Source organism: Microbacterium sp. Bi128, from assembly GCF_918698205.1.
The window spans coordinates 1-1,413 of record NZ_CAKKMM010001317.1; the positions used below are offsets into that span (position 1 = coordinate 1).

Here is a 1,413-nt window from a genome sequence, read left to right on the forward strand (position 1 = left end):
CCGAGGCCTTCCCGTTCATGACGTTCAAGGAAACCACCCTGGCATCCGGTGTCCAGGCCCGGGTCTGCCGGATCTCGTTCTCCGGCGAACTGGCCTACGAAATCAACATCCCGTCCTGGTACGGGCTGAGCACCTGGGAAGCCGTGGCGGCGGCCGGCGCGGAGTTCAACATCACCCCGTACGGCACCGAGACCATGCACGTGCTGCGTGCGGAGAAGGGGTATCCGATCGTCGGCCAGGACACTGACGGGACCGTGACACCGCAGGACGCCGGCATGGAATGGGTCGTGTCCAAGGTCAAGGACTTCATCGGCAAACGCTCCTACACCCGCAAGGACGCCGGCCGCACCGACCGGAAACACCTGGTCAGCGTCCTCCCCGTGGACGGCACCATCCGGCTCCCCGAAGGCACCCAACTGGTGGAACAGGGCATCACCGTCAACCCCGCCTACGGCCCCGTGCCCATGCAGGGATTCGTGACCTCGAGCTACCACAGTGCGGCGCTGGGCAGGTCGTTTGCCCTGGCCCTGATCAAGAACGGCCGCAACCGCATTGGCGAGACCCTGGTGGCCGCCGCCGGCGACCAACTCGTGGACGTAATCGTCGCAGAAACCGTACTATTTGACTCTGAAGGGGCCCGCAAAGATGGCTGACACTGCAGCACTCGAAAATTCCAAGAAGATCCAGACCCTCAGGAAGAGTCCGGCGTCGCTCCTGAGAATGGCTTTTGAAGCGGGATCCGTTGCGGGCACCGTGGAGCTGCGCGAGGTACCGTTCCTGACCATGGCAGGGCTCCGGGTCGATCCTGCCGGCGATGCAGGGAAGCGGCTGGGCGCCCTCACAGGTGGCCTGCCCTCCGCTTCCGGGGAAGTCCGCGGCAGCGGCGACACCGCAGTGCTGTGGCTTGGGCCGGCAGAATTCCTGCTCGTGGCCCCCGCCGAATCCCACGAAAGCCTGGGCGGTGAGCTCCCCCGGACGCTCATCGCAGCACTGGGTGACGGCCAGGGCCAGGTGGTGGATCTCTCGGCTAACCGCACCACGCTCGAGCTCTCCGGACCCCGGGCCAGTGCCGTGCTGGAGAAGGGCTGCGCCCTGGACCTGCACCCCCGCGTCTTCCAGCCCGGAACGGCCCTGTCCACGGAAATCGGCGGCATCCCCGTCGTTCTGTGGAAGACCGGGGACGAGACCTACCGGATCTTCCCGCGGGCATCCTTCGCAGAGTTCCTCGGCCGCTGGCTCCTCGACGCCATGCGCGAATATGCCTCCACCGAGGTCCCCTGATGGCGCTCAGCGTCCTTGACCTGTTTTCTGTTGGCATCGGGCCGTCCTCCTCCCACACGGTCGGCCCGATGCGGGCGGCCAAGCGGTTCGCCGACGGGCTCAAGAGCGACGGGCAACTGAGTTCCACTGCGA

Annotated in this window: 3 protein-coding genes; all 3 read left to right on the forward strand. The window is 66.3% G+C overall.

Going from position 1 to position 1,413, the window contains the following annotated elements; all coding sequences use genetic code 11:
* A partial coding sequence (locus tag LQV45_RS32360) for an aminomethyltransferase family protein (protein ID WP_230011637.1) occupies positions 1–653 on the forward strand: 653 nt, incomplete at its 5' end.
* Positions 646–1,281 carry a sarcosine oxidase subunit gamma gene (locus LQV45_RS32365; RefSeq protein ID WP_230011639.1) on the forward strand — a complete coding sequence of 212 codons (636 nt, stop codon included), beginning with the start codon at positions 646–648 and terminating at the stop codon, positions 1,279–1,281. The genes LQV45_RS32360 and LQV45_RS32365, both read left to right, overlap by 8 nt.
* Positions 1,281–1,413: serine dehydratase beta chain (locus LQV45_RS32370; RefSeq protein ID WP_230011641.1), on the forward strand; the 133-nt coding region annotated here is incomplete at its 3' end. The genes LQV45_RS32365 and LQV45_RS32370, both read left to right, overlap by 1 nt.